22 protein-coding genes are annotated in these 19,389 nt (G+C 73.6%); 13 read left to right on the forward strand and 9 right to left on the reverse strand.

From position 1 onward, the window contains the following. Positions 1–87: 87 nt before the first annotated feature. A complete protein-coding gene (locus Phou_RS36155) occupies positions 88–1,335 on the forward strand; it encodes an MFS transporter (RefSeq protein ID WP_218579423.1) in 1,248 nt (415 codons plus the stop codon). Here Phou_RS36155 and Phou_RS36160 read toward each other — a convergent pair. From Phou_RS36160 to Phou_RS36170, 3 genes are all read right to left on the reverse strand, one after another. Further along, entirely contained in the window at positions 1,238–2,239 is a 1,002-nt protein-coding gene (locus Phou_RS36160; protein WP_173065647.1) for a helix-turn-helix transcriptional regulator, read from the reverse strand. The genes Phou_RS36155 and Phou_RS36160 overlap by 98 nt on opposite strands. Next, positions 2,236–2,823 carry a hypothetical protein gene (locus Phou_RS36165; protein WP_173065650.1) on the reverse strand — a complete coding sequence of 196 codons (588 nt, stop codon included), beginning with the start codon at positions 2,821–2,823 and terminating at the stop codon, positions 2,236–2,238. Before Phou_RS36165 ends, Phou_RS36160 begins: the two co-directional genes overlap by 4 nt. Before the next feature lie 177 nt (positions 2,824–3,000). After that, on the reverse strand, positions 3,001–5,082 hold the full coding sequence (locus Phou_RS36170; protein ID WP_173065653.1) for an MMPL family transporter: 2,082 nt from the start codon (positions 5,080–5,082) through the stop codon (positions 3,001–3,003). A 131-nt stretch (positions 5,083–5,213) separates the two neighbouring features. On the opposite strand from Phou_RS36170, the gene Phou_RS36175 reads away from it, so the two are divergent. From Phou_RS36175 to Phou_RS36190, 4 genes are all read left to right on the forward strand, one after another. After that, positions 5,214–6,377 (forward strand): sensor histidine kinase, encoded by a 1,164-nt coding sequence (locus Phou_RS36175; RefSeq protein ID WP_173065656.1) that lies wholly within the window; start codon positions 5,214–5,216, stop codon positions 6,375–6,377. After that, positions 6,374–7,012 (forward strand): response regulator transcription factor, encoded by a 639-nt coding sequence (locus Phou_RS36180; RefSeq protein ID WP_173065659.1) that lies wholly within the window; start codon positions 6,374–6,376, stop codon positions 7,010–7,012. The genes Phou_RS36175 and Phou_RS36180 overlap by 4 nt, the downstream gene beginning before the upstream one ends. Positions 7,013–7,019: 7 nt before the next feature. Then, entirely contained in the window at positions 7,020–8,039 is a 1,020-nt protein-coding gene (locus Phou_RS36185) for a zinc-dependent alcohol dehydrogenase (RefSeq protein WP_173065664.1), read from the forward strand. 139 nt (positions 8,040–8,178) lie between these two features. Next, complete coding sequence (locus tag Phou_RS36190; protein WP_173065667.1) at positions 8,179–9,222, forward strand: chymotrypsin family serine protease; 1,044 nt, start codon at positions 8,179–8,181, stop codon at positions 9,220–9,222. 48 nt (positions 9,223–9,270) lie between these two features. Here Phou_RS36190 and Phou_RS36195 read toward each other — a convergent pair whose 3' ends face one another. After that, positions 9,271–9,837 carry a hypothetical protein gene (locus tag Phou_RS36195; protein WP_173065670.1) on the reverse strand — a complete coding sequence of 189 codons (567 nt, stop codon included), beginning with the start codon at positions 9,835–9,837 and terminating at the stop codon, positions 9,271–9,273. 222 nt (positions 9,838–10,059) lie between these two features. Between Phou_RS36195 and Phou_RS36200 the strand changes: the two genes are divergently transcribed. Genes Phou_RS36200 through Phou_RS36210 form a run of 3 tightly spaced genes read left to right on the forward strand, consistent with a single transcriptional unit; the run spans position 10,060 to position 12,100 of the window. After that, a complete protein-coding gene (locus Phou_RS36200) occupies positions 10,060–10,521 on the forward strand; it encodes an ATP-binding protein (RefSeq protein WP_173065672.1) in 462 nt (153 codons plus the stop codon). Positions 10,522–10,552: 31 nt separating this feature from the next. After that, entirely contained in the window at positions 10,553–11,518 is a 966-nt protein-coding gene (gene ligD, locus Phou_RS36205; protein ID WP_246274129.1) for a non-homologous end-joining DNA ligase, read from the forward strand. A gap of 18 nt (positions 11,519–11,536) precedes the next feature. Then, on the forward strand, positions 11,537–12,100 hold the full coding sequence (locus Phou_RS36210; RefSeq protein ID WP_173065675.1) for a hypothetical protein: 564 nt from the start codon (positions 11,537–11,539) through the stop codon (positions 12,098–12,100). Positions 12,101–12,115: 15 nt separating this feature from the next. Here Phou_RS36210 and Phou_RS36215 read toward each other — a convergent pair whose 3' ends face one another. Next, the gene (locus Phou_RS36215) at positions 12,116–12,925 is read right to left on the reverse strand and encodes a class I SAM-dependent methyltransferase (RefSeq protein WP_173065678.1); all 810 of its coding nucleotides are present in this window, start codon (positions 12,923–12,925) and stop codon (positions 12,116–12,118) included. A gap of 81 nt (positions 12,926–13,006) precedes the next feature. Between Phou_RS36215 and Phou_RS36220 the strand changes: the two genes are divergently transcribed. Continuing rightward, the gene (locus tag Phou_RS36220) at positions 13,007–13,594 is read left to right on the forward strand and encodes a TetR/AcrR family transcriptional regulator (RefSeq protein ID WP_173065681.1); all 588 of its coding nucleotides are present in this window, start codon (positions 13,007–13,009) and stop codon (positions 13,592–13,594) included. A 55-nt stretch (positions 13,595–13,649) separates the two neighbouring features. Here the strand turns inward: Phou_RS36220 and Phou_RS36225 are convergent, their stop codons facing one another. Then, the gene (locus Phou_RS36225) at positions 13,650–14,084 is read right to left on the reverse strand and encodes a hypothetical protein (protein WP_173065684.1); all 435 of its coding nucleotides are present in this window, start codon (positions 14,082–14,084) and stop codon (positions 13,650–13,652) included. A gap of 206 nt (positions 14,085–14,290) precedes the next feature. Between Phou_RS36225 and Phou_RS36230 the strand changes: the two genes are divergently transcribed. Then, positions 14,291–14,959 (forward strand): endonuclease/exonuclease/phosphatase family protein, encoded by a 669-nt coding sequence (locus Phou_RS36230; protein WP_173065687.1) that lies wholly within the window; start codon positions 14,291–14,293, stop codon positions 14,957–14,959. A gap of 14 nt (positions 14,960–14,973) precedes the next feature. Here the strand turns inward: Phou_RS36230 and Phou_RS36235 are convergent, their stop codons facing one another. Next, a complete protein-coding gene (locus Phou_RS36235; protein WP_173065690.1) occupies positions 14,974–16,134 on the reverse strand; it encodes a hypothetical protein in 1,161 nt (386 codons plus the stop codon). A 108-nt stretch (positions 16,135–16,242) separates the two neighbouring features. On the opposite strand from Phou_RS36235, the gene Phou_RS36240 reads away from it, so the two are divergent. Then, complete coding sequence (locus tag Phou_RS36240) at positions 16,243–17,397, forward strand: acyltransferase family protein (protein ID WP_173065693.1); 1,155 nt, start codon at positions 16,243–16,245, stop codon at positions 17,395–17,397. On the opposite strand, the gene Phou_RS36245 is transcribed toward Phou_RS36240, so the two are convergent. Further along, complete coding sequence (locus tag Phou_RS36245; protein ID WP_173065696.1) at positions 17,330–17,665, reverse strand: hypothetical protein; 336 nt, start codon at positions 17,663–17,665, stop codon at positions 17,330–17,332. The genes Phou_RS36240 and Phou_RS36245 overlap by 68 nt on opposite strands. 203 nt (positions 17,666–17,868) lie before the next feature. Between Phou_RS36245 and Phou_RS36250 the strand changes: the two genes are divergently transcribed. Continuing rightward, the gene (locus Phou_RS36250; protein ID WP_173065699.1) at positions 17,869–18,222 is read left to right on the forward strand and encodes an MFS transporter; all 354 of its coding nucleotides are present in this window, start codon (positions 17,869–17,871) and stop codon (positions 18,220–18,222) included. A gap of 26 nt (positions 18,223–18,248) precedes the next feature. Then, a complete protein-coding gene (locus Phou_RS36255; RefSeq protein WP_173065702.1) occupies positions 18,249–18,452 on the forward strand; it encodes a hypothetical protein in 204 nt (67 codons plus the stop codon). 442 nt (positions 18,453–18,894) lie between these two features. On the opposite strand, the gene Phou_RS36260 is transcribed toward Phou_RS36255, so the two are convergent. After that, the gene (locus Phou_RS36260) at positions 18,895–19,377 is read right to left on the reverse strand and encodes a GNAT family N-acetyltransferase (RefSeq protein WP_173065705.1); all 483 of its coding nucleotides are present in this window, start codon (positions 19,375–19,377) and stop codon (positions 18,895–18,897) included. Positions 19,378–19,389 lie beyond the last annotated feature (12 nt).

Here is a 19,389-nt window from a genome sequence, read left to right on the forward strand (position 1 = left end):
CGTTAGCCGCTGGTTTGTCCATAATTGAGGTAAATTCGCAAAGTTGGGGCTTGACCTCAACCTCGCTTCAGCTCCGACGCTGCCGTGGTGAAGGTCCTCCTGTTCGCCTCCACCCTCACCGTGATGGCCGGCGCCGTGCTGTCACCCGTCGTCGAGCTGCTCCGGGTCCAGCTCGGGCTGAGCGCCACCGCCGCCGGGCTGGTCGTGACCGTCCACGGCGCGTCCCTCGCGCTCGCCGGCCCGCTCGTGGGCCGCGCGTTCGACCGCTGGGGCACCCGCCGGCCGCTCGCCGCCGGCCTGCTGCTCTACGGTGTGGCCGGCGGCGCGGGGCTCGTCGTCGAGGCGTACCCGCTGCTGATCGCCACCCGGCTCGCGTTCGGCGTCGGCGCCGCGTTCGTGTTCACCGGCACCACCGTGGCCCTCCTCGACCGCTACGACGGCCCGCGCCGGGACCGGGTGATGGGGTGGCGCTCCACCGCGATCAGCCTCGGCGGCGTGGTGTGGCCGCTGGCCGGCGGGGCGCTGGGCGCGCTGTCCTGGCACGCGCCGTTCGCCGTGTACCTGCTCGGCGTCCCCCTCGCCCTCCTCGCCTGGCGCCTGCCCGGCGACCACCCGCACCGCCCGCCCGCGGGCCGGGGGAGCGGCCGGCCGGTGTGGAACCCGGCGCTGCTGGGCGTCTACGCGCTGCAGTGCGCCGCCACCGCGCTGCTCTACGCCGTGCTCGTCTTCCTGCCCGCGCGCCTGGCCGGCCTCGGCGTCACCAGCACCCTCGCGGTCGCGCTCTTCAGCGCCGCCCTGTCGCTCGCCATGAGCGCCGCCGGCCTCGCCTACCCCCGGCTGCGCGCCCGCTTCGGCCACAGTGGACTGCTGCGGCTCGCGTTCGCCGCCTGGACGCTCGCGCTGCTCGCCCTCGCCGCCGGCGGCACCGCGGCCGTGCCGCTCGCCGCGGCTGTCCTCTTCGGCGCCGGCATGGGCGTGGCCGTGCCCGCCCTCACCGTGCTCACCGGCGACCTCGCCCCGCCCGGCCGGCGCGGGCAGGCGACCGCGCTGCTGGCGACGGCCGGGTTCGCCGGCCAGTTCGCGGCGCCGCTCGCCTTCGGCCCGCTGGACCGCCCGCCGGCCGTCTTCCTCGCCGCCGCGGGGCTGGCCGCCGCCGCGCTGCTGGCCACCGCCCTTACCGGCCGGCGGGACCGGCGAGCCAATCCCGCGGGCGCGGAACCGCCGGACCGGACCGGGCCTACCGCGTCTCGCCGGGGTCCGGCGGCGCCACCACGTGCCGAACCCCCAGGGCCAGACCGAGCTGGAAGCGGTTGTCCACCCCGCACCGGTCCATGAGGGACCGGACGATCGAGGAGACGGTGCGGGTGCTGACCCTCAGCTCGCGCGCGGCCGACGAGTCGGTGTGGCCCTTGGCCAGCAGCTCCACCAGTGCGAGCTCGCGTGGTTCGAGGGCGATGCGGATCATGTTCTGCTCCTGTGCGGAACGGCCGCCGTCCCAATGCCGCTCGAAGAGCGCGTGCAGCGCGGCCACGACCGGGGTTTGCGTGACTTCGAGGTAGCCGCGTTCGACGTCGCCGGGCGCCACCGGAAACAGCGCCACCTTGCGGTCCACCACGAAAAGCTTCATCGGTACCGACTCCGCCTCCCGGTACGCCGGCCGAGGGTCGTCGGTCGTGCGCCCGTACCGGGACATCGGGTCGGGGCTGGCCGCCTGCACGCCGAGCACCCGCATCCGCACACCGCGCAGCAGCAGCGTGCGGTCCATGGCGACGGCCGGGCGCGCGGCCTCGGCGTCGAAGGACGGCTCCGGGTTCATCGCCAGGTGCTCCTGGCCGGCGACGGCGACGAGCTCGGCCAGCCGCGCCCGGGTCGCCGCGCGGGTGCGCAGGTGCCGCAGCCCGTCGCCGAGCTCGGTGGCGTGCGGCACCACGTCGGGCACCACCGACAGCACGGCGGCGAGGTGGCGGTCCCGGTCGGCGGGCGGGGTGCGCGGCGGCGGTACCGGCACGTCCCGGCGCGGCACCCACACGACCGCGCCCTGCCCGGCCGCCCGGCGGGGTGCGGCGGCGCCGAGGCTGGCCAGCTCGTCGAGGGCCTCGGTGACCCGCCGGCGGGACATGCCCAGCTCGTGCAGCAGCTCACCCGCGGTCGCCCGGCCGAACGTGACGAGCCGGCGGTACACGAGGTCGGCCGTGGGCGAGGCACCCAAGCCGATCAGCGACGGCACCGGTGCCGTCATACACATGTCCCGCAGGTCGGGTTGGTGTTGTACACGCCCTCCACACCCACGTTGACCAGCACTCGCGGGTGGCTAGGCGGGATGGCGGTGACGGACAGCGGGTCGCCGGGGTCGAGCCCCACGCACGCGGCGCGCCCGTCGAAGGCGTACGCGACGCAGAGCGCCCGGACCGGGCCGCGCAGCCCGTCGCCGCCCGGCGCGTCGACCTGGAAGTCGAACGGGGTCGGCGCGGACATCGACGCGTACGGCTCGATGCGCCGGCTGCGCAGGCCGCTGTCCGGGAAGTACCGGACGACGGCGAAGCCGGTGGACCGCTCCGCGCCCGCACACGGCTGGATCCAGCCCTGTATCCGCAGCGTCGGCGCGCCACGTTCGTCGCGACCCACCTGGTGCCCGGTGATCGCGCCGGTGGCGCACGGCAGCTGGACCCAGACGTCCGGCCACGTGACCGTCCCGGTGACGATCGGGGTCGGCAGAGGCACCGGCAGGCCCGCTCCCGCCGGTCGCGCCGCGACCGCGAGGGCCAGGAGCAGCAGGACGGCGGCCCCGATCGCCGCCAACCGCGCGCGGCCGGAACTAGCCATTGAAAAGCCTCCATTTCGTTCCGTCGCGTCCCATGCAAGCAACCCACCGCAAGGCGCGTCACCGGGCGTTGCGGATTCGTGTCCGAGGCTGCGTAATCACGCAGTCCGGGCGTGGCCGATCCCGGCGGCCCGTGCCGGCGCCGCCCACGTCCGCGCCGCCGCCAGGTCCGTGCGGCGCTACCGACGCCCCGGGCGGAGGCGGCGCAGCGGGGCCGGCGCCCACCAGTTCGCGTCGCCGGCCAGGCGCATGAACGCCGGCACGAGCAGGCCACGGATCACCGTCGCGTCCATCAGGACGGCCAGCGCCAGCCCGATCCCCATCAGCTTGAGGAAGCTCATCCCGCTCGCGCCGAACGCCGCGAACGAGACCGCCAGCAGCAGGGCGGCCGCCGTGATCAGACCGCCGGTACGGCCGAGACCGGTCGCGATGGCGCGCTCGTTGTCGCCGGTGCGGTCGTACTCCTCCTTGATCCGCGACAGCAGGAAGACCTCGTAGTCCATCGACAGCCCGAACGCCACGCAGAACATGAGGATCGGCATCGTCACGTCCAGCTGTCCGGTCGCCGTGAAGCCCAGCAGCCCGGACAGGTGACCGTCCTGGAAGATCCACACCATCGCGCCGAACGTCGCGGTGAGGGACAGCAGGTTCAGCAGGATCGCCTTGACCGGCACGAGCACGCTGCCGAACGCCGCGAACAGCAGTACCGCCGTCGCGAGCGCGATGATCGCCAGCGCCAGGGGCAGCCGCCCCGCGATGGCCGCCTTGGCGTCGACGAGTTCGGCCGCGTCGCCGCCGACCGCGTACCCGAACGGCGCGTCCAGCGCGCGGAGGTCCCGGACCAGCCGCTCACCGGCCGGCGAGCGCGGCGCCACGGACGGCACCACGCGCAGCCACGAGCCGGCCGCCGCCTGCCGCACCGACACCTCGGCGACGCCGCCGACCTCGCGCACCCGCGCGGCGAACCTCGCCACCGCCGCGCCGTCGTGCACCCCCGGCAGCACGACCGCGAACTCGCCGGCCTGGTTGCCGGAAAACCCGCTGTCCAGCGACTCGGCGACCTGGCGGGCCTCGCTCGACGGCGGCAGTGACCGGTAGGACGGCAGCCCCGGATCCACCCGCAGGAACGGGCTGCCCAGCGCGAGCAGCACGAGGACCACACCGGCCGCGACCGGCAGGGGGCGCCGCATGACCGCGCGGGCCAGCCGCTCCCAGCGCCCCGCCGACCCACCGGCGGCGGCACGGCGGGCGGTGACCCGATGGCCGATCACGGCCAGCAGCGCCGGGAGAGTGAGCAGCGAGGCGGCCGCGGCCGCGAGCACCACGGCGGCGCCGGCGTACGCGAACGACCGCAGGAACGACAGCGGGAAGACCAGCAGCGCGGACAGCGACACCGCCACGGTCAGCGCGGAGAACGCCACCGACCGCCCGGCCGTCGCCACGGTCCGCACGACGGCCGCGCCGGTGTCCCGCCCGTTCGCCAGCTCCTCGCGGAAGCGGGTCAGCATGAACAGCGAGTAGTCGATCGCCAGGCCGAAGCCGAGCCCGGTCATCAGGTTGATCGAGTAGACGGAGACGTCGGTCAGCCGGGCGACGCCGGCGAGGGCCAGCAGTGCCCCGGCGACCGCGACCGCCGCCACGACCAGGGGCAGCGCCGCCGCGACGAGGCCGCGGAAGACGAGCAGCAGCAGGAGCAGCGTGAGCGGGACGGCGATCGCCTCGGCCCGGATCAGGTCCCGCTCCAGCTGCTCGCCGATCGCGGTGTCGATGGCGTGCGCCCCGCCCACCCGCACGGTCAGCGGCCCGCGGGCGCCGGCGTAGGTGCCGGCTATCCGGGCTGCCTCGTCGTCCGGCTGCCCGGCCCCCGCACCACCGGACACGTCGACGACGAGGAGAGCGGACCTGCCGTCGCTCGCGCGCAGGGCCGGTTGGCCGCCGCCCGTCCAGTAGGAGACCGCGCTCGCGACGCCGGGCTCGGCTGCCACGGCGGCGGTCAGGTCCCGCCCGGCGGCGGCCGCGACCGGGTCGTCGACGCCGGCGCCGGCCTCGACAAGCAGTACCAGTTCGGGCGCGGGCTGCCCGGCGGCGGTGACGAAGGCGGCCGCGCGGGCCGACTCGGCGTCCGGGTCGGTGAGGCCGCCGTCGCCGAGCCGGGCGAACAGGCCGGAGCCCGCCCCACCGGCGCCGAGGACGAACAGGACGGTCAGCGCGAGCACGAGGCGGCGCCGCCGGACGGTGAGGTGACCGATCGTCGCGAACATGCACTGAATCTGCGTGCCGCACCCCACCGGCCACATCGGACCGCGGCCGGTCGTGTGGCGTACCGGGGGTCGGGACCGACCCGTACCACGGTACGGGGCGGGGCGGCGCCGCCCGGCGGTACCCTGCGGTCGTGGACCGGACGGGGCTGCGGTCGTGGGGCGGCGCGTTCACCACCGGCCTTGCCTTCCCGGTCGCGGCGCTCGCCGCGGCCCTGCTGGTCTTCGCGACCACGGGCGTCTCGGCCGGCCTGGTGGGCGCGCTGGTCGTCGCGCTCGTCCCGTGGGCGCTGCTGGCCGGCCAGGTGCGGGTCGGGCCGTGGGTAATGGTGGTGGCCGGCATCGGCATGCCCGCGCTCGCCAGCGTCGGGTACAAGGCGGCCGGCGCGATCTTCCTGGCGCTGCTCGCGGTGGCCTGGATCGCCGCGATGGGGCAGTCGGCGGCCGCGGAGGCGGTCGCGCTCGGCGGTGCGGTGCTGATCCCCGTCGCGTACGTGACCCGGCACGGGCAATGGCGGGAGGACTACCCGGCCGCGGTCTTCTTCGGCACCGGCGCGCTGCTGACCTGGCTGGTCGGGCGGATCCTGCGCCGCGAGCGGCTGCTCGTCGCCGCGCTCACCGAGGCGCAGGGCCGCCTCGACGCCGCCGCGGCCGCCGCCGAGCGCCGCCGGATCGCGCTGGACGTGCACGACGCCGTCGGGCACGGGCTCAGCGTGGTGCTCCTCAACGTGGTCGGCGCTCGGCAGGTCATCGACCGTGACCCGCCGGCCGCCGCGGAGGCGCTGGAGCGGGCCGAGCGGGTGGGGCGGGAGAGCCTGGAGTCGGTGCGCGGCATCGTGGGCCTGCTGCGCGAGCCGGGCGGCGGCGAGCGGACCGCCGCCCAGCCGCCACCACCGGTCGCTGCCGACATCGCGGGCCTGCTGGAGACGGTCGCGGCGTCCGGCATGGCGGTACGCGCCGACCTCGCCGACGAGCTGTCGACAGTGGACACCTACACCGGGCTCGCCGCGTTCCGGGTCGTACAGGAAGCGCTATCCAATGTGGAGCATCACGCGCCGGGCGCGGAGACGCTGGTGCGCGTCGGCCGGGACGGCGACCGCCTGGTGATCCTCGTGCGCAACGGCGCCGCCCGCCGGGCCGCCCCGTCCGGCCGTGGCGGCGGCACCGGCCTGCACGGGATGCGCCAGCGCGTGGCGGGCCTGGGCGGCACCGTGACGGCCGGCCCGGACGGCGACGGCTGGCGGGTGGAGGCGACCCTGCCCCTGCGCCGGGCGGCGGCCGCGGAGGTGGACGGGTGATCCGCGTCCTGCTCGTGGACGACCAGGAGCTGGTGCGCGCCGGCCTCCGCCTGATCCTCGCGCCGCACGACGACCTAGCCATCGCCGGCGAGGCGGGCGACGGGCGGGCCGGCCTCGCCGCCGCCCGCGCACTGCGGCCCGACGTCGTGCTCATGGACATCCGCATGCCGGTCCTCGACGGCGTCGAGGCCACCCGCCAGCTGCGGCGCGAGCCCGCACCGCCGCCGGTGCTCGCGCTCACCACGTTTCAGGACGACGAGGTGCTGTGGGGCGCGATCGAGGCGGGTGCCGCCGGTTTCGTGCTCAAGGACGCGCCCGCCGCCGACCTGGTCGGCGCCATCCGGGTCACCGCGCGGGGCGGCTCGTGGCTGGACCCGCGCGTGGCCGACCGGGTCCTGGACACCGTCCGCCGCCGGGCCACCGGACCCCGCCCGTCACTGGACTCGCTCACCGGCCGGGAGCGGGAGGTGCTCCGCCTGATCGCCTCGGGCGCCAACAACGCCGAGGTCGCCGCCGCCCTCCACCTGAGTGAACGGACAGTCAAGGGGCACGTGTCCGCGATCTTCCTCAAGCTCGGCGCGCGCGACCGGACGGCGGCGATCATCCACGCGTACGACGCGGGGTTGGTGCCATGATCGGACGGTGCGGGCGTTCATCCTGACCGGGCCGGGCGAGTACACGGTGGACGAGGTGCCATCCCCGGAACCGGCGCCGGGCGAGGTGGTCGTCGACGTCGAGCGGGTCGGCGTGTGCGGTACCGACGTCGAGTTCTTCACCGGCGAGATGGCGTACCTGCGCCAGGGCCACGCCGCGTACCCGATGCGCCTCGGCCACGAGTGGGCCGGCACCGTCCGCGCGACCGGCGCGGGTGTCGACGCCGGCTGGCTCGGCCGCCGGGTCACCGGCGACACGATGCTCGGCGACGGCACCTGCCACCGCTGCCGCCGCGGCCGCCAGCACCTGTGCGCGGCACGGCAGGAGGTCGGCATCCGGGGCGGCCGGGCCGGCGCGCTGGCCGAGCGGCTCGCGGTACCGGCCGCCTCGCTGCGCGCCCTGCCGGACGGCGTGGACGCCGAGCTCGGCGCGCTGGTCGAGCCGGGCGGCAACGCGCTGCGGGTCGCGCAGGCCGCCGCCGTCGGGCCGGGGGAGCGGGCGCTGGTGCTCGGCCCCGGCACGATCGGCTCGCTGGCGGCGCTGTTCCTGCGGGCGGCCGGCGCCGAGGTGCACCTGCTCGGACCGTCCGAGGAGGCGCTCGGGTTCGTCCGCGGGCTCGGCTTCGACCGCGCCTGGACCGAGGCGACCCTGCCCGACCTGCCGTTCGACGCCGTGGTCGACGCCACCAACGCGGTGCGGCTGCCCGCGCTCGCCCTCGACCTCGTCGAGCCGGGCGGCCGGCTGGCGTACATCGGGCTGGCCGGCGAGCCCAGCCACGTCGACACCCGCACGCTGGTGCTCAAGGACGTCACCGCGGTCGGCGTCCTGTCCGCCTCGCCGGCGCTGGACGCCACGATCGCCGCGTACGCGAGCGGCGCCGTCGACCCCCGGCCGCTCGTCGCGGCGACCGTCGGGCTCGACGAGGTGGGCCCGGTCCTGTCCGGGAAGCGCCCGCGCGGCGCCGGTGCCGGGCCCAAGGTCCACGTCGACCCGCGCCTGGGTGAATGAAATCACTCATCTTCAATAACCATTGGGCGTAATGTGCCGTCGCAAATTGGACATGCAGTTGTGCGTCAATTCCCTTTGCATTTCTCATTGGTGCGGGGCCACGGAATTCAGGCGTGGCGGACAGGGGAGGAAATCGCACATGGCAAAGATGAAAGGCGCATTGGTCGCCGGGATCGTCGCGGCGGTCGCCGCGCTCACGGTGCTCGGCGGCGGGCCCGCCCAGGCCGGTCCGGACAAGGGCGACGAACCCGCCCGCCGCGCGGCGGCCGACGAGAGCCGCGCCCCGGACCGGCTGGCCGGCGGTGGCAAGGTGGTCACCCCGCTCGCCGCGACGAAGGCGCTGGCCGCGCTGCAGAACCGGATCGCGGGCTGGGTGGCCGACCACGGCACGGCGTACAGCTTCGGCAGCTATCTCGATCCCCGGACCGGCCGGATCGTGCTGGACACCGACGCGCCGGCCGACGTCGTCTCGTCGCTGACCGGCCTGGCCGGCGCGGGTGCGGCGGAGCGGCAGGTGGCCGGGCAGGCGCTGGTGCGGCGGGCGGCCACCAAGGACGTGTTCCACCGCCGCGACGACTCGCCGCCCTTCTACGGCGGCGGCGGGCTCTACCAGGGCGGCGGCCTGTGCTCGTCCGGCTTCGCCGTGCAGAACTCCGCCGGTACACGGTTTGCGGTCACCGCCGGTCACTGCTACGCCAACGGCGCGACCGTCCTGACCGAGTCCGGGCGGTACACGTACGGCACGGTCTCCAACCGGCGGCTGCCCACCGTCACCGGGCACGCGCAGGACATGGAGCTGATCGGCGGCCAGTCGTACGCCGGTCGCGTCTTCACCGGCGGCGTGACCAGCAGCTCCAGCGTCCCGGTCGTCTCGGCCGGCGGTGCGGTGGTCGGGTTCACCAACTACTGCCACAGTGGACGGACCACCGGCGAGCAGTGCGGCCACACCGCGACAAGCACCACCGCCCAGGTCTGCACCGCCACCGGCTGCAAGTCGCCGGTCATCGCCTACACCGGCGGCACGATCCAGCAGGGCGGTGACTCGGGCGGCTCGTTCTACGTCAAGGACGCCTCCGGCGCCTGGATCCGCGGCCACGTGATCGCGAGCAGCAGCACCACCGGGTACGTGACGCCGTGGACCGTGCTGGCCCCGGCGTACGGCGTGAGCATCGTGCTCGGCTGACACCTGGTTCGGGAGCCGGGGACCGCCGCGACGGTCCCCGGCCTGCCGCTATGTCAGCTCAATGGGCCACGGGCCGCCGTACGAGTCGGCGCGCGCACCGCCGTCGGGTATGAAACCCACCCGCGCGTACACCTGGTAGGTGCCCGGTGTGAGCGTCTCGCACGAGGTCAGGTCGGCGGTGCCGGGCATCTCGTGCGCCGCGCTGGGCTTGAGGTCGAGCAGGACGCCGGCCGAGTCCTGAACCCCCGGCACGGTGGCGATCCGCCCGTCCCGTACCAGAATGATCTCGGCGTTGCGGCCGACCACGCCGCGCACCGGGCGCGGGCTCTTGACCTCGACGGTGCCGGCGACCGTGCCGGCCGAGACCGCCGCGGTCGCCGGGAACCGGCCGGTCAGGTAGAGCCCACCGCCGGTCGGCGGCGTGAAGTCCGCGCCGCAGGTCAGGGCGAGCGAGCCGCTCGTGGCCGGCGGGGCGGCGGTCGGCGTCGGTCCGGGCGAACTGTCCGGCGGCGGTGTGCCACCGCTGTCGCCGTCACCGCAGCCGGCGGCGGTCGCGACAATCGCGGCGAGCAGCACGGTCGCCGCGAGCCCGGCGTATTTTCGGCGATCTGCCATGACCATCATTCCTCCCGGCGTATCGAGCGAGGCTACGTTATTGGACGCGGCCGCGCGGCACCGGTTCCGCTCGATCTCATTCAATACCTCGAAAAGGTCGGTGACAATTCTTCTCATTCGCAATGCCGAAAAACTCTCACCTCGTCTCACACGAAGGCGTGTTCGGAGGTTTGCCGCGCTCGCGGCGGGTACATTTCGGGTGCACATCGCAGCGCACGGGGGATGGGAGAGGTCGTGGTGGTCGGGCGGCATCCGGAAGACCGCCTCGCCCGTGCTGTCGAGCCGCTGCTGGAGACCTCGTTCGCCGAGGGTGAGCTGCCCGCCGTCCGCCAACGGCTGGACACTGTCGCGCGCGCGTGCGGCCTCACGGTCGACGAGGCGTACGACTGGGTGATCGCCGTCAACGAGCTGATGGCCAACGCGATCCGCCACGGCGGCGGGGCCGGCCTGCTGCGCGTCTGGCGCGACGGCGACCTGTTCTGCGAGGTCCGCGACCGGGGTGCCGGGTTCACCGCTGGGCCGTACCTGGCACCGCGGGCCCGCCCGGTGCCTTCGGCCGACGGCGGCATGGGCCTGTGGATTACGCAACGGATGACCGGCGAGATGACGATCGAGAGCGGGCCGTCCGGCACGGTCGTGCGCATCCGCACGCCGCTGCCGCGACCGGAGGAGCCGTTCGCCTGACCTGGGCCCGCGAGGGTGCCATGGTGTGATCATGGGGGTCGGTTCGCTCCCGCTGCTGCGTCCGATGCTGGCCACGCTGGGGGAGCTGCCGGCCGGCGGCGGGTGGTCGTACGAGTTCAAGTGGGACGGTGTCCGCGCGATCGTCTACGTCGAGGGCGGCCAGGTGCGCGTGCTGTCCCGCAACGACCGCGACGTCGCCGCCAGCTACCCCGAGCTGGGCGTCCTGCCCGAGCGCCTGCCGGCCGGGCCGGTGGTCCTCGACGGCGAGATCGTCGCGCTGGACGAGTCGGGCGCGCCGAGTTTCGCGCGACTGCAGCAGCGCATGCACGTACGCGAGCCGGCGCCGGCACTGCTGCGGCGTGTGCCGATCAAGCTGTACGTGTTCGACCTGCTCCATCTGGGCCGGCGCTCGACGGTCAAGCAGCCGTACCAGCGGCGCCGCGAACTGCTCGACGGGCTGGGGCTGCAGGACGATCTGGTGCGCACGCCGCCGTACTGGGCCGGCGACAGCGGCACCGACCTGATGGCGGCCGCCGCAGACCAGGGCCTGGAAGGCGTGGTCGCCAAGCGGCTGGACTCGCCGTACCAGCCGGGCGCCCGCTCCCGCCTGTGGATCAAGACGCCGCGCAACGCGACCACCGAGGTCGTCGTCTGCGGCTGGACGCCGGGCTCGGGCCGCCGCTCGGGCGTCATCGGCGCGCTGCTGCTGGGCGCGTACGACGCCGACCGCCGCCTTGTCTACATCGGCAAGGTGGGCACCGGCTTCACCCACCGGATGCTCGTCGACCTCGGCGAGCGGCTGGACCGGTTGCGCCGCGACGACCCGCCGTTCGACGGCCCGGTGCCCCGACCCGACGCCCGCGACGCGACCTGGGTCGAGCCCGCGCTGGTCGGCGACGTCGCGTACCGCACGGTCAGCCCGGACGGCCGCCTGCGCCACCCGGCGTGGCGCGGCCTGCGCTCCGACAAGGAGCCCCATCAGGTGAACACGCCGTAGTGCCTACCATCTGACTCGATGGGTATCGAGGAGCGCGAGCTGCACTACGCGCCCGACTCGCCCCTGCGCGCGTGGCGGCTGTTCCGGGTGCGCGCGTCCGGCGCGGGCCTGGTGCTCTCCTCGCCGATGTACCACGACCCCGGCCCGCCGCCCTGGCCGGCGGTCGGCAGCGTCGCCACCTGCTCCGAAGGCCACCCCGCGCCGGCGGCGGGCTGCCGCTGCGGCATCTACGCCGCGGTGCCGGGCACCCTCGACTCGCTTCCCGGGTACCTGCTCGACACCGCGCACGACGGCGACATGTGGGCGTACGCCGAGATCGCCTGCAGCGGCCGCGTCTTCGTCGACATGCGCGGCGTGCGTGCCGAGCGGGCCGAGATCGTGCGCATCGCCCTGCCCGACGCGCTCTGGCCGGACGAGGTCGCGCTCGACGCCGCCAAGCGGATGCTCCGCGAGCGCTACGGGGTGCCGGTCGGCGGCCTCGACAGCGTCCCGGAGTGGGTCACCGGCAACCAGCGCGACGCGGGCCGGCCACTCGACGAGACAAGCCTCGACCTCGACCTGCGCCGGCTCGACCTCGGCTGAGGTGGCGCGTCCGGTTCAGGTGCGGACGGCGGTCACGCCCCACGTCGCGTACGGCACGGTGACGGTGCCACCCAGCCCGTCGACCGCCGCCGACACGGCCGCCATCACCTCGGCCAGCCCGTCCGGCGGCAGGCTGGTGAGGCCGCCCGAGGTGGGCACCAGGTCGAGCAGCTCGTCGCGGGTGTACGCCCGCGCCCAGTCGTACCGCCACAGCTCCGGCTCGGTGAAGCTGCCCGCCTCGCGGATCCCGTCCGCCGCCCGCGCGTAGAGCGCGCGATAGCCGTCCAAGATGGACTGTCCAGACTGGCCGGCGAAGTTGACGGGGGAGTCGGGTGCCACCCGCCGGTACGCCTCGGCCAGTGCCTGAGCCACAGTGGACGGAAGCGCGAAGGCGTGGCCGAACGGCGCCAGCACGCCGCCGGGCCGCAGCACGCGTGCGGCCTTCGCGGCGCCGGCCACCGGGTCGATCCAGTGCCACGCGGTGCCGGCGACGACCCCGTCGAAGCCGCGGCCGGCCGGATCCCACTGCTCGAACGTCGCCACCTCGACCTGGACGCCGCCGCGCCGCGCGAACCGCGCCATCCGGGCGTCGGGCTCGACGCCGAGCACCGTGCGGCCGGCCGCGGCGAGCTGGCGGGCCACGATGCCGGTGCCGCAGCCGACGTCGAGAAAGTCCGGGCCCGGTGCGGCGGCCAGGATGCGCTCGACCATCGCGGCCGGGTACGGCCGGCGGGTGCGGTCATAACGCTCGGGGTCGACGCCGAAGGACTCCGCCATGCGCCGGTGCCGGTGCGGTTCGGGGCGGGACGCGGGTGCAGTGGGCATGTGCCCACTCTAGTGGGCAAGCGCCCACTAGGATAGGGGCTAGTGTTTCGCGGTGGCCGTCAGGCGTGGGAAGGAGAGGCCGTGCCGACCGGGGTGGCGCTGCGTGACCCGCGCCAGCGGCTCTTCGACGCCGCCGAGCGGGTGCTGCTGCGCGCCGGGGCCGCCGGGCTGACCAGCCGCGCGGTCACCGAGGAGGCGGGAGTCGCCAAGGGCGTGCTGCACCGGCACTTCGCCGACTTCGACGACTTTCTCGCCGAGCTCGTGCTCGACCGCATCGCGCGGGTCGGCGCGCAGGCCACCGCGCTGCGAAACGCGGCCGGCACCGGCGCCGTCGTCGACAACCTGACCGACGCGCTGATCACCCTGCTCGAGCCGGTGATGGTGGGCATCGTGGTCCTTGTCGTCGCGCGGGACGAGCTGCGCGCCCGGCTGCGGCGGGCCGGCACCGCCCGGTTCCCCCTGGTCGGCGAGGGCACCGCCATGATCGCCGACTACCTGACCGCCGAGCGCGGCCTGGGCCGGATCGCGGCCGACGCCGACGTCGACGCGCTCGCGCCCACCCTGATCGGCGCCGCGCACCTGCTCTTCACCGAGTGGAAGGGCAGCGCGCCGGAGACCGGTGCCGTCCGCAAGGTCGTCACTACGGTCCTGGCCGGCGCCATCCGCTGACGGCTCGCGTGGTGCCCGGCCAGCCCGGCCCGGCCGGGCACCACGGTTGTGCGCGTTACGGCGTGATCTGCGTGCACGGGACCGTGCCGTCCACCAGACAGTTGGTGGGCAGGCCCGTGCCGCGCATGGGAAGGGTGAACTGGAAGGACGCTCCAGGCCGGATCGGGTACGGGTCGCTGGACGCCCGGCTGACCGTGATGTGGCGGCCGGTCGCGGTGTTCACGATGGCGATCCGCACCTGCGGGGACGGCCACGGTCCCGGCCACGTGTCCGCCGGCAGGTCGAACTCCACCCGCCAGTCGTAGTCGGGCTCGCTGGTGTCGTTGGTGACCACGAAGGTCAGCACGGGGATCTGGGCCCTGACGCCCGGCTGGAACGTCGCCGTCGCGGCGTTCGCCGTCGCCGCCGGGGCCAGCCCCATCAGCGCGCCGGCGACGGCGGCTGTGGCGACGAGAAGGAGGCGCCGGAGGGCGCTGCTTCTTGAATTCATGGCGACAGTGTGATGGATGTCAATTCCTGTCGACAGGTTCGTTCGACTGATGCGCCTTTCTTGGGTGTGTGCTATTAACGATAGAGTGGCTGCGTAAATCTGTAGCTGCATATGCGCGATAACGAAGTCGAGCCATTGTTTACCAATTTTCGAGTAACAATTATCGGCGAGTGACTTCCTGCTCCGGAGCGGGTAGCGTCATCACTGTGACGCACATCGACGTCGAGCGCGTTCGCTGGCTGATCGGCCAGGTCGGCGTCGCGGCTAACGCCATCAACGGCAGTCGCGGCGCGAGCGACGAGTCGGGTTCGGTCGCGGCCAGCGCGTTCGGCAACACCGCGAGCGGCTCCTTCTGCCACACCGCCTGGCAGGAGACGGCGACCGAGGCGAGCACCGCGACCGGCTTCCTGCGCACGTCGCTGGAGGCCGACTGGAGCCGGCTCGGCGTCGTGCTGCACACGTTCGAGCAGATGGACGCGGAGTCGGCCGACGAGATCTGCGCGACCGGCCTGCGCTCCGGCTCGCTGGACGTCTTCAACACGCACCTGGACTCCAAGTCCGGCGATCGGCGCCAGGAGCAGGCCGAGGACGCCGTCAACGCCATCGAGCCGGCCCTCGGCCCGACCATCTTCGCGGGCGACTTCAACACCGAGACCCCACCGGAGCTCGACCGGCTGACCGGCATGGGCTGGGTCGAGGTCTCCGTCGACGCGGACGGCAACCCGCTCGCCACCTCGTCCCACGACAACGCGATCGACAAGGTCTACGCCAGCCCGGGCGTGGTGGCCACCGGCCCCGCCGAGGAGGTCGACGGCGGCCCCTCGGACCACGACGGCATCGTCGTAAACCTCGCCATCGCTCCCGCCTGGCCGTAGGCGGGCGGGCCGGGCTACTCCTCGATCGGCACCTCGGTGTGCTGCAGCACGCGCCCTTCCGGATGCGAGCCGACGTCGACGTCGTAGGTCGGCGGACCGTGCGGGTTTCGGTGCCCGGTCACGTCGACGTAGTCGCCCCAGCCGGGCTCCTGCAGCTCGGTCGGTTCGCGCGGTATCGCCTCGCCCACTCCGCCGCCCTCGCGGACAAGCACGACGTTGCCGAAGTCGTTCATGCCGCTCTCATTCCGCCACGGATTGGGGGAGTCGTCGAACTGCATCTTGTGCTCGGCCTTCTCGAAGTGCATCTGCCACTGGCCGTCGGTGTTTTCGTTCAGCCACTTTTGCAGATCTTCCGCGTTGCCTTTGAACATCTCCTGAAGCGTGATCACGTTAGCGTCAGTGTCCGCGATGATCTGCCCGATCTCGTCGATGTCGCCGGGGTCGGTGCCGTCGCCGGCCTCCTCGTCGCCGAACGGGGAGCCCCACGGCACGTTTCCGAAGCCCTGGCCCACGTTGAGGTTGAGGACCCGGACCGCCTGCGGGCGCCAGGTGTCGCTGATCGCGGACAGGCCCGGGTCGTTGCCGACGAGCGGATCTGGGACGGCCGAGCCGGTCAGGATCCGCCGCAGGGCGGCGGCCTGCGCCTGCAGCTGCTCATCCACGCTGGTACGGATGTCGCCGGCGGCGCGCATCGCGTCGGACACCAGCGCCGCCTCCGTCTCGTCGGCGGGCTCGAAGACAAGCCTCGGTCCCTCGGGCACGGACGGATGCCACGAGGTCGCCTCATGCTCGGTGTGGGTGACCGCCGACAGCCTCGCCCGCTGCTCGTCGAGCTGAGCCTGGCCGAGCCGCAGGATGGCCGCGACGTAGTCGAGTGTCTCGGCGGCTCGTCCGGTCGCGTCCGACACCAGGCCGAGGTCGCCGCCGAGCTTGCGGCGGCGGGCCTGGAACGCATCCGCGGTCTCGCCCAGCCACGCGCCCTCGGTCTCGATCTGGCCGGCGGCGGTGTCCAGCGTCTCCCGCGCCGTCCCGGCCTCCGCGCCCAACGCGCGCACCGCGTCGGCCGCCGCCTCCAGCGCGGCCGGGTCGGCACCGAGGTCGAACGTCTGCTGGTACGCCGTCACGGTCGCCGGCCGCGGCTCGGCCTGGTCCGGTGTTTCGCTGGGAGCCGGCATCGTCGCCTCCACGGGCGTCAGCTACGCACGGTCAGTCGACAAGCATAAATGAGCACCGGCGCCCTGTCCCGTATCCTCCCGTGGGGATCACGGAGGTCTGAGGAAACGGTGGGGATCGAGCAGAGCGCCGGACGGCTGTACGTTTTGGACCTGCTGCGCTTCGCGGCGGCGATGGCGATCGTCGGGTACCACTTCATCCCGACCCACCCCGAGGTCTGGAGCGGCGACAGCTCGGCCTTCGAGGTCGTTGCGGACCCGCTCCAGTACGCCTGGCTGGGCGTCGAGGCATTCTTCGTGATCAGCGGTTTCGTGATCTGCATGAGCAGCTGGGGCCGTTCCCTGTCCCGGTTCTTCGTCTCGCGCGTCAGCCGGCTCATGCCCGCCTACATGTGCGCGGTCCTGCTAACGGCGGCCGCGGTCAGCCTCGAACCGCTGGCCCGGGAGCGGCCGCAGCCCTCGCACGTGCTGATCAACCTGACCATGCTCCAGCAGTTCCTGAACGTACCGCCGGTCGACAGCGTGTACTGGACGCTCTTCGTCGAGCTGAAGTTCTACCTGCTGTTCGCGATCGTCGTGTACTTCGGCGTGACGTACCGGCGGGTGGTGCTCTTCTGTCTGGTGTGGACGGTGGTCGCGCTGTTCGCGATGTACACCGGATCGGGTTTTCTCCGCGCGGTGGTGGAGCCGTCCTACGCGCCGCTGTTCGTCGCGGGCATCACGCTCTATCTGATCCACCGTTTCGGGCCCGACCTGCTGCTGTGGGGGATGCTCGCCGCCTCGGTGGCGATCTCCATGGTGTGCCTGGCGCAGCGGGACGCGGTCCGGCAGGGCGCCGCCTCGTACCCGGCCAGCGTGGCCGTCATGCTCGCCTTCTTCGCGGTGATGGTGGCGGTGGCGCTGGGCGGTTTCTCGTGGCTGCGCTGGCGCGGCATGGTGACGGTCGGCGCGCTCACCTACCCGGTGTACCTGCTGCACCACGAGATCGGCCTGCGCGCGATCGCCCGCCTGGCCGGCCGGATGCCGCCGTGGGTCCTGCTCGCCGCCGTGGTGGCCGGTGTCCTGCTCGCGAGCCACGCCGTGCACCGCCTTGTCGAGCGGCCGCTGGCCCGGGCGCTGCGGGACGGCCTGTCCGCCAGCTTCGCGCGCATCCGCTCGGCGGACGCGGCGGTGCGCACCGTCCCGGCCCCGTCGGGCCTCAGCGGGCGTAACGGGCCGCCAGGTCGCGGTGCTGCTCAGCCGCCCGCGCTGCCTGGGCGGCGGTGACGGGGGAGCCGGGCATGCCGCTCAACATCTCGATCTGCTCGGCGAAGCGCAGGTGCTCGCGGTGCGCGTGCTCCCGGCAGGCAAGGCACGTCACGCTTTCCGGGCGCTGGGAGGTCATCGCGTACGGCACGTCGATGCCGCAACCCGTCGTCACCGTGCTCGGCGAGTCAGCCACCAGGCCGAACGTGGACGCGAGCAGCCCGCGCACCGCACCGCCGGAACGCGCCACCCGGCGCTCGACGTGGATGTGGGGATCTTTTCCGGTCATCGGCGACCCTCCGCGTGAAGGGGCTGCGACCCGCCGGCCAGGGACAGGGTAACGCTACTTCGGCAGGATCCCGCGCTCGGCGGCGTGCCGGAAGTCGTCGACCATGCGGTCGAAGAGCGTGGCGGCCGGCCCGACGTGCTCGGCGCGGTCGTGCTCGCCGCCTGGCTCGTCTGCCTGCTGCTGGCGATCAGCGAGGGCAGCTCGTGGGGCTGGGGCTCGGGCCGCACGTCGGCCTGTTCGCCGCCGCGGCCGCGCTCTGCGCGGTGTGGGTGCTCGTCGAGCTGATCTCCAACTTCGTGCAGACCCCCAAGGACCAGGTCGGGTACGGGCTGAGCGGCTCGGTCCTCGACGTCGGCCTGTACCTGCTGCCCAGCACGTTCGGCATGATGCTGTTCTCCACGCTCGCCGGCCGTTTCGAGCGCCGCCTCGGCACCGCGTACACGCTGGCGATCGGCTCCCTGCTGGTCGCGGCGAGCTTCCTGTACCTGACGATCTCCAACGGCCACGTATACGACGTACTGATATACAGCGGTGTGATGGGCGCGCCTCGCTGCTGACCAGCCACGTCATCGCCGGCACCGAGGTGCCGAGCCTCGACGGGTACACGCTGTCGTTCGCGGTGGTGGCCGTCGGCGGTGCGGTGGCCGCGGCGATCGCGCTCGTGCACGGCGTGGCCTACAAGCACGACCGGGCACACGAGCGCCCGGTCTCCGACTTCGACACCTCGGCCAACGCCGAACTCGCCGCAGTGGCCGGCGACTACGGCGACGTGCCAGCCCGCCGGTAGCCGATTCAAAAGACCCAAACCGAACCAGATCCGGGCTACCGCGACGCCCGTCGTGGTCCGGACCGTTGCTCCCGCGGCCTCACCCTCCGCGGTCGCCCAGCTCACCCCGCTCCCGCAGATCGTGGAGACCTAGCGTCGCTCGACTTCGGAGTCGGGTTTACTTCCCGCGCGACAGCTTCCGGTCTCTTCCCAGCTCGCAGTGTCCGCGCCGCAGAAGCCTCTGATCTTCCTCTACCCGCAGTTCGGCGCCGTCGTCGCGGTCTGTGACTGCCGATCAGGTGCGGGCGGTGTGAGCTTCGAGATCTTGGTGAGTTTGCGCGATATTTCGACGCTAACTTGCCAAGATCTGCCGGTGCGGGCTCCTGGGTTGAGCTGGGCGACCGCGGAGGGTGAGGCGGCAACCGCGGGCATAGCGACCGCGAACGGTCTCTAGGCCCTGGGTCTAGGACGTCAGGTTGCGGGCGAAGCGGTGGGTGGGCACGCCGTCCACGGTGCTCTCGCCGAGGAACGTGAAGTCGTTGCGCAGCAGCACCGCCCGGGAGGCGTGGTTGTCCGGTGACGTGTCCGCGCGCAGGCGGCGCAGCCCGTACGCCGAGCGGGCCAGCTCGCACAGCTGCCGCACGCCATCGGTGGCGGCGCCGCGCCCCGCGAACGCCTCGGCCACGCGGTAGCCGACCTCCGCCTCGCCGCCGGCGATGCTCGTCAGGTTGAACCTGCCGGCGATCTCGCCCGCGTCCGTGACCAGCAGGTGGAAGCGGTCGGTGCCGGCCGCCTGCATCGCGAGCAGCGCCGCGTGCCGGGCCGGGTAGCCGGCGAAGAAGCCGTCGCCGCGGTCCGGCACCGAGGCGGCGAAGTACGCCCGGTTGGCGGTCTCGAAGGCCAGCACCGCGTCCCGGTGCCCGGCGGTGAGCGGCGAAAGGCGCACCCCGCGACGGTA

Source organism: Phytohabitans houttuyneae (genome assembly GCF_011764425.1).
Lineage (GTDB): Bacteria > Actinomycetota > Actinomycetes > Mycobacteriales > Micromonosporaceae > Phytohabitans > Phytohabitans houttuyneae.